The following is an 8,207-nucleotide window of genomic DNA, read 5'->3' on the forward strand; positions in this document are numbered from 1 at the left end:
GTTTAATTCATCTGTTAAGAAAATATTTTACCTTTCAGATTGAAAAATTAGGTAGTTGCAGATATTGGAAGATTCTTAGTCTTAAATTATTTCATAATCCTAAAAAATCTAATTTGTATTAGAGTAGTTTTCAGCCTTTTTTAGTAGTATTTAAACTGTAAGTAACTGTATACGTCGTTTTTATATTTTTTATTGTTGATTTTTGTTTAGAGTATAACACAATACTTCAATCAAAAACAATAATGGAAACACAACTTAATTGGTTTGAAAGGAAATTATATCCATTAACCAAAGACTACAAAGATTATATCAAATATCATTTTGATTCAGACAAAAATGAAATCAAAGCTCATAATGAGTTACAAAGAAAGTTTCTTGAAGTTTATGATGAAAAATTAAAGAAACAGAAACAGGAAAATAATGTATTCATTATTAAGACACTTAATGAAAACAAACAACCCACTCAGCTCAATCAATTTAATAATGGCTCTTCTACAGTAAAATTCATTGAAGAACTAGATTTCTCATTTAAGAACACTTTTGTACTTAGAGAACCAGTACTCCAAAGAGAAATAGCCATTGATAGTCCTAAGGTTCAAAATAAACTCCTTTCTGATCTGAATGTGTATTTAAGAAAGAATGAATATTCTGGAGAAGAATTATTTCATGAAGGAAAACTCAAAAATAATACTGTAGAGATAATTAGTTCGGAAGATTTTCATATTCCATCTATTCGAGATCAAATCAACCTTTCTGATAAGCAAAAGGAACTTTTTTTAAAAAACGGATTCATTAATATTCCCGATGATAATTACGATGATGAATTAAAGGTTAGTCTTTCTATGAAAGAGGATGGAACAATTTCAGGAATGTGGTCTAGTGGGGAAGAGTTTAGGGTTAATAAAGCAGAGTTATTTCCTGAAATAAAAACAAAAGAGGATATAAATAATTTAAATAATAATCAAAAATCCAATATTATGGAAACAACAGATTTCAATCAACTACAGTACTTAAAAGATCAACTCAAATACCTGGGATTCGGAGAAAGCGAGCAACTTCACAAGGATTTAGAATCCGGTATTAATTCTGCGGAAAAGAAATTTGAAATTCAAACAAATTCAGACAAGGCTTTACCAGGAAATACTATTGATTACGTGTTAAAATATAGTAAATCAGAACAAGGAGGAGTTTTTCTAAATTCTTATGAAGCCAGCCTTACTGATAATAAAGGGGAAAATACTAGTCAAAATTTTAAAGTAAGTAAAGAGAATTCATTCACTGCAAAAGAGGCCCTCAATCTTTTAGAAGGGCGTAGTGTAAAAATAGAGTTTCATAATCCAAAAACAGATGAACGAGAACCTGCTTTTGTAAAGCTAAATTTAAACGAGGATAAAAATGAATATGGAAATTACAATTACCAGACTTTTTATAAAAATTATGGGGTTGATGCTGCTCAAATTGTGGAGAAGTCTAATCTGATCTTCGATTTTCCGGAATATAGAGATAGTACCATCAAGTCTCTAGAAAAAGGAAATGTAGTAAAAGTAAAATTTGAGTTGGAAGATAAAACTATTGAAGGGAAAGCTGTTTTAAATCCACAATACAAAACCCTTAATCTATATGATTCAGATATGAACAGAATTAATACTAATAAACCTTTGCAGGGAATGGAGAATGACAAAAAACATGACAAATCTAATGTACGGGAGCAAAGTAAATCAAGAGGAATTTAATCCAAACATTCACTCATCATTGTAAGCGGTAATTCCTTGGTTTTACCGCTTTTTTAAATTCTAAATATTATGAAAAACACATCCATTTTAGCGATACTATTCTTTGGTTCTGCAACACTTGTTTCCTGTAGAAAAGAAATTAAATCAGAAAAAGGGGCAATTGATATGATATCCAATGTTTATTTCAATGCCTCAAAGAACCTCAATGAAGTGAAAACTTTTCATATTTCCAAACTCAACTATTCCAATGATTCGATTATGGAAATTATACCCGATCTTAATTTCCCTGAAGTAAGTGTAGAAAGAAATTTTATTATAGATTCCATGTCTTACAGTCTGGGTGGAAATCCTGAATCTGCGATTCTATCAGAAATAGTTGCTAAACAAAAACCGGTGTTGGTTTACAATAAAAAAGGTGGAGCTATTTTTTCAAAGGAAGAGATCCCCAATTACAGAAATCGAAGAAAATTGAATGATACTATTTTGTTCAATAAAAATTATAAAAGATTTGAGATTAATTCTCCTTGGGTATACACCCGGTTTTATATTTATCCTACCGATACGATCTTACCCTATTCATTGTACAAACATGTAGAAAATGATTATGGAGGAAGGTTAGAACGAATAGATTCCTATAATAAAAAGACAGATACATTTGTGACACTTCAAATCATTCCAAGAAAGGACTGGGATGAAGAAGCCAAAGACTTCTTCTCTTTCAATCAGTACATCAATAAAATTTCTGCTAAAAACTAATATTAAAACTTTATGGCAAAATATACACAGCAGCAAATTGATCATATAACCAGTAGTGTTTCTTTATTAGATTATTTTCTACATCTTGAGAACCAGGGGAAGGTAAAGTTTGATGTTAAAAAAGGCAGAGACTATTTTTTTAAGACAGAATATGACAAGTTTTCGGTGAACGATAAAGGATTCTTTAGTTTCCATTCAAACCAAGGAGGACAGATACTAAAAGCCGTAATGACTCTTGAAAATAAGTCATGGAAAGACTCTTTAGATTTTTTAGCAGAATTTTCCAATAATTACAAATATGAAAGTATTGCAGAAAGAAAAAATGAATTTAAAAGGAAAGAAAATACTTCTTATTCTGAAATCAAAATTCAATATTCAGGAATACCTAACAATGAAAGACTTCTAGCCTATTTTGCGGAGAGAGGAATATCCAAACAAATATTACAACAGCATACTAAACAGGTCCATTATGAAAATAATGGCAAAAAATACTTCGGCATTGGGATAGAAAATCATTCCGGAGGATTTGAGATCAGAAATCCACTAGCAAAAATTAAAATAGGAAAAACCGATATTTCTGAGATAAAAGGAAATAAAAACGAAATGATTGTTTTTGAAGGGATGACCGATATGCTGTCTTTTCTTCAACTTCAAAAATTGAATGAAAACAAAAATAGCCGAACACTTATTTCCTTAAATTCAATTACCAATGTAGACCGGTTTCTTTCAATATATAATAGTTTTGAAGGGAAGATATTTTTATGCCTGGATGGAGATAAGGCGGGAAATTTAGCTACACAAAAAATATTGCAGGAGTTTTCTGCAAAGAATATTAAAGACATACGTCCTTTTTATTCTATATCTGAAAATAAGAATAATGACTTGAATGATTATTTAAAAGTCAAACTTAATATTCAATCAAAATATAGTATTTTTAACAAACAAACAGCATCTGAAAATGGACACAATACAACTCAATCCGAAGCAGTTCCCACTACTCAGCAAGTGGAACCAATTACACCTGAACCAAACATTGGAGAATCTTTCAAAGAAAGCCAATCCGGGCAAGGAACTCATAACAATTCGGGACAAAAGATGGGCAGCGATGATGTTGGAGATGGATTTACAGGCCCAAAGCGGAGCAGTTCAACAAATAGAGAATCAAGAGGAAGATCTCTTGATGGAACACAACCGGAAAATGTTGGAAAGAGCAAAGGAGAAAAATATTCCCTGGGTGAAAGATTATTAAAGAATTCCACCAATAGCCAGGAGTTAGATTCTCTAATCTTACAATATAAAGAGCAAAAGCTCACAAATGAACAAGTTGCAGAAGTAGTATCTGCAGCTTGTTTTATTTCCGACAATCAAAAAGTTTTACTTAGGGATAATCTGAGAATTACCGAAGATTTAAAGAATATTGCCAATCAGTACAAAAGCGGAGGAACATCTAAAGAAGGTAGAGGAATTCTTGATGAATATTATACCGAGGTAAAGATTGTAGATGCTGTTCACCATCTTTTAAAAGACAATTTAAAAGATGCTAAAACTCTAAATGTTCTTGAACCGAGCGTTGGCACGGGCAATTTTTTATATGCAGTAAAACAATTAGATGCGAAAAGTTTTGTTACAGCATTTGAAATTAATGAAACTACTGCTAAAATTGCAAAAATATTTCATCCTGAAGCTGAAATTAATCTTCGTTCATTTGAAACGGAATTTATTGATGAAAATGGGATTAAGTCAAATGCGAAAGATTATCAGAATCAATATCATTTAGTTATAGGAAACCCTCCTTATGGTGAATACAGGGGCTTTTATAAAGGATTAGGAGAAGAGCCCCGAATCTCTAAATACGAAGATTATTTTGTGAAACGGAGTCTTGATGTTCTTAAGGAAGGTGGAACACTCGCAATGGTGCTTCCATCTGGGTGGTTGAACAGGCAGAAGAAATTAGAAAATGCTGAAATTTCTAAAGCTTATAGACTGCCGGTAGGAGCATTTAAGGGAACACAGATAGGAACCGATATCGTTATCCTGAAAAAATCACAGCAAGATATTTCTTATGATATTTCTGATTACTTTGAAAAGAACCCACAAAATATTTTAGGGGAAATCCGTGAGAAAACAAATCGTTTTGGACGTTTGGAGCAATATGTATACGGGAATTTAGATGAAGCTTTAGCACAACTTGAAAAACTTCAAACCAAAAAAGAAACCGAGAGACTAGGTAATCTATTTGAAGATTTGGTTGTGGAGGACCAGTCACAAATAACGAGTCCAAGAGAAGAAACTGTAAAGGAAACTAATATAGAAGGAAAAGGTTCGCTAAGTCTTTCGCAAACAAAAGAAAAAATAGAACTGGCTCTGTCAAAGCTCGAGGATATTAAATTCAAATCTCCTGCAGTTCAAAAAGAAATCGAAAAATACACAAAACTTCATACCCAATTAATTAATAAATCATCAGACTTCACTCAGAATTATATCCAGAAGATTCATCAAAAAGCGGACAAGATTATCCAATCCCAGAGCGAGAAAAATTTGGAATATAAAATTCAGATAAAACCCGAAATTAAAAAAGGAATTTTAAAATATCAATTCTCAAAACAGGATGAGATTGTAAATACTTCACTTCAAAATGCTTCTGAAATCTCTGAAGAACAAGTCAAAGCATTTAAGGATACCCAATATGATGGAACTTTAAACAACAAGGCTAAGCATTCAAAATTTGCCAATTTCATTGATGGAAAATGGGTACATGATTTTTATTATACTGAAGGAAATATTTATGCAAAATTAAAACAACTTGAAATTGATTTTGCAGATAAAAATTCAGTTGGAGGAACCGAAGACCAGTACGAAAAACAAAAAGCTTTACTAGAAAAAGTTCTTCCCAAGACGAAGTCATTGGATGAAATTATCATAAGCCCTAATCATGAGTTTGTACATCAATTTTCATTAGGTATGATTCAAAAACTGCAATGGAATCCCAATACAAGAGCTTCTGAGCCGGCAATGGTCGAATATAACCTAGCTGAAAAATTCAAAGATTTTGTAAGTACATTACCTTATGATGCTTTTGCAGGATCATCTTCCTGGGAAGTGAGAAGTTTTGTAGATAATGAAACGGTGACAGGCAGCGATAAAGAACGTAATGCTTTAATAAGGGAAAGGAGGAAGACTACAGCCAATGATCTATTCAGCAAGTTTATTCATGAAGAGTTACCGGAAGACTTGCGAGATAGGTTTGTGAAGGAATTCAATGAAAACTATAATAATATTCACGTTCCAGATTATTCAAAATTTCCGTTATTTTCAAAGATATATAGGAATTTCAAAGGAGAAGAATTAAAATTAACAGAGGTACAAAAAGCCGGAATTGGAAGACAAACCACAAAAGGAATCGGGCTTTTAGCGCACGAAGTAGGTTTTGGAAAAACACTTTCCGGAGTACTTGCAATGCATGAAGCCATGCAGCGTGGAAATGCAAAAAGGCCGCTGATTGTTGTTCCTAATGATAGTATCCTCAAACAGTGGATGGAGACTATATTTGAAACTATCCCTAATGCTAAAGTTAATGTGCTTGGGAATCTGGGAAAGGATTATGATCTTTCAAAATTCGATAACAAAGATGGAGAAATCAGTCTGGTTACTTACGAAGGATTTAATAATATAGGATTTTCAAGAGAGGTTACAGAAAAATTGGCCTCAAAGTTCAATTATATTTCTGCAAGTGAGCTCAAAAGCATTACCAATACTGAGAGGGATGTACAGATAGAATTGCAGAAAGAAAAAGAAATTTCAGGAAAAATGAAGTGTGGGAAAATTTATGATTGGGAGGATTTTAAGTTTGATCACCTAACCTTTGATGAAGTTCATAATGCTAATCATATTGTAGGAAAAGTAAGAATCGAAGACAGAAGATTTGCTTCTGATTTCCGAAATCAAAACCAACAAACTTCAAAACTGGGAATTAATACCTGGATGGCTGCTCAATATATTCAGGATAAACATAATGGTAGAAATATCACTTTGCTTTCTGCAACACCTTTTACCAACAAGCCTTTGGAATACTATTCTATATTGTCATTAATTGCTAATAAACGTTTGGAAGAAGCAGGATATTTTAAAGTCAATACTTTCTTTGATACTTTTATGGAGGCAGATAATGATATGGAAATTGATGCCAAAGGTGATGTGAAATTTAAGGCCAATGTCCGTAGGTTTAAAAATAATACACTTTTTCAACAATTACTATCCGAATTTATTGATATTAAAGGTGAAGAGGATAACCCGGAACTGGTTCGTCCGAATAAAATTAATAAGGAATATAAAGTAGAACAGAATAGCCTTACAAAGCAGCAATATGAGCTATTGAATGACAGCTTCAGTGAAACTGAAAAAGGAGCTATTCTTACCCATATCCTTAATGCCAGGTTAATTGCTATTTCACCCTATTTATCTCCATTTTATGATGATGAAGAACCTACTCTGAAAGAATTCATTGAGAATTCACCTAAGTTAAATGAAACAATGAAGCTTATCAGACTGAATAAAAAGGACATCCCGGAATCCGGACAAATTATTTATTCGGAGCTGGCGGTCGCAGAATTTCCCAAACTTAAAGAATACCTGATAAAAGAAGTGGGCTATAAGTCTGAAGAAATTGGAATTATTACAGGAGCAACAAGCAAGACTCAACGTGTTTCTATTCAGGATAACTTTAATTCAGGGAAAATAAAAATCATTATCGGTAGCGAAGCTATTCAGGAAGGAATGAATTTACAGATTAAAACAACAGATACTTATTTACTTTCTCTGCCTTATAACTTTACTTCACTCAGACAAGTAGAAGGCAGATCCTGGAGACAGGGAAATGAGAATGAAAATGTACGTATCAATTTTATGTTGACCAATGACAGTATTGATGTTTTTATGTTACAGAAATTACAGGCTAAACAAGCACGTTATCTTGAAGCTATGAAGAAAGGAGCTGATGTTTTAGATATTTCAGATATAAATACCCAAGAGCTGAAAACTTCTATTATTACCAATCCAGAAACAAGAGCGAATATTGAAGTTGAGCTGCTTAAGAAAAGACTGGAAGGGGAGAAAAATAAATTTCTTGCCGATTTTGCATTTGTTCACCGTAAATATGAAGATTTTACGAAAGCACAAGCAGAAGTGACAAAAGCTGAGGAATCATATAATAGAGTTTTAGGGTATTCAAAAGAAGAAAATGAACATTCTGAGTGGTGGACAAAACAGATTTCTTCTAATAAAAATACAGTAGACCTGGCCAAACAAGAACAAGAGAAAATCATTCAGAATCTTGCTGAGAAGGGAGTTAATGTTACAGAAATAGAAAAACAAACTCAATCAACTCAAGAAAAAATTTCAGAACTGAATGATAAGTTAGAAAATCTACCTGAACTAAGAGCTGAGCTTATAGCACTTTATCATCTTGAAAAAGAAGAAATGCTTAGAAAGAATGTAGGTAATGATTATGTAAAGCAAAGAGAAGAAGAAAATAAGAAACTATTTATGTCACCAATGGCAGCTATTGTAGTAGAAAAAACGAATACTCTTATAGAAGAAAGGAAAGAACTCTTAGGAAGGAAAAGATGATTTTTTTGAAAGTAAGATTTACTTATTAATTTACAATATTCACAGGGTCATAACTTATGTACGGTAATTCCTCAAACATCCTTAGCTCAGTAA

3 protein-coding genes are annotated in these 8,207 nt (G+C 32.3%); all 3 read left to right on the forward strand.

The features are described from left to right. Positions 1 to 242 precede the first annotated feature (242 nt). The 3 genes from Q0A18_RS13750 to Q0A18_RS13760 all read left to right on the forward strand — a co-directional run bounded on the left by Q0A18_RS13750 (position 243) and on the right by Q0A18_RS13760 (position 8,114). A complete protein-coding gene (locus Q0A18_RS13750) occupies positions 243 to 1,733 on the forward strand; it encodes a hypothetical protein (RefSeq protein WP_292010727.1) in 1,491 nt (496 codons plus the stop codon). 69 nt (positions 1,734 to 1,802) lie between these two features. After that, positions 1,803 to 2,489: a hypothetical protein gene (locus tag Q0A18_RS13755; RefSeq protein ID WP_292010728.1), complete on the forward strand. Its 687-nt coding sequence runs from the start codon at positions 1,803 to 1,805 to the stop codon at positions 2,487 to 2,489. 12 nt (positions 2,490 to 2,501) lie between these two features. Then, on the forward strand, positions 2,502 to 8,114 hold the full coding sequence (locus tag Q0A18_RS13760; RefSeq protein WP_292010729.1) for a toprim domain-containing protein: 5,613 nt from the start codon (positions 2,502 to 2,504) through the stop codon (positions 8,112 to 8,114). The last annotated feature ends 93 nt before the right edge of the window (positions 8,115 to 8,207 follow it).

The sequence above is a fragment of the Chryseobacterium sp. genome (assembly GCF_022712095.1).
Lineage (GTDB): Bacteria > Bacteroidota > Bacteroidia > Flavobacteriales > Weeksellaceae > Chryseobacterium.

Coding starts and splice junctions, on each gene's coding strand:
- Q0A18_RS13750 (WP_292010727.1), top strand. CDS start 243: ATGGAAACACAACTTAATTGGTTTGAAAGGAAATTATATCCATTAACC.
- Q0A18_RS13755 (WP_292010728.1), top strand. CDS start 1,803: ATGAAAAACACATCCATTTTAGCGATACTATTCTTTGGTTCTGCAACA.
- Q0A18_RS13760 (WP_292010729.1), top strand. CDS start 2,502: ATGGCAAAATATACACAGCAGCAAATTGATCATATAACCAGTAGTGTT.